Genomic DNA, 539 nt, shown 5'->3' on the forward strand with positions numbered 1-539 from the left:
CTTTCCTTCGGGACAGAGGAGACAGGTGGTGCATGGTTGTCGTCAGCTCGTGTCGTGAGATGTTGGGTTAAGTCCCGCAACGAGCGCAACCCTTATATTTAGTTGCCAGCACTTCGGGTGGGCACTCTAGATAGACTGCCGGTGACAAACCGGAGGAAGGTGGGGATGACGTCAAATCATCATGCCCCTTATGACCTGGGCTACACACGTACTACAATGGCCGGTACAACGGGCTGCGAAATCGCGAGATGGAGCCAATCCCAACAAAGCCGGTCTCAGTTCGGATTGCAGGCTGCAACTCGCCTGCATGAAGTCGGAATTGCTAGTAATCGCGGATCAGCATGCCGCGGTGAATACGTTCCCGGGTCTTGTACACACCGCCCGTCACACCACGAGAGTTTATAACACCCGAAGTCGGTGGGGTAACCGCAAGGAGCCAGCCGCCGAAGGTGGGATAGATGATTGGGGTGAAGTCGTAACAAGGTAGCCGTATCGGAAGGTGCGGCTGGATCACCTCCTTTCTATGGAGAATCGTTTCC

Annotated in this window: 1 rRNA gene; it reads left to right on the top strand. The window is 55.1% G+C overall.

The features are described 5' to 3' along the window. Window positions 1-521, top strand: a 16S ribosomal RNA gene (locus WFI24_RS34195); the annotation flags it as partial. Window positions 522-539: the final 18 nt, after the last annotated feature.

Source organism: Paenibacillus sp. USHLN196 (assembly GCF_037144955.1).
GTDB classification, from domain to species: Bacteria; Bacillota; Bacilli; order Paenibacillales; family Paenibacillaceae; genus Paenibacillus; species Paenibacillus xylanexedens_C.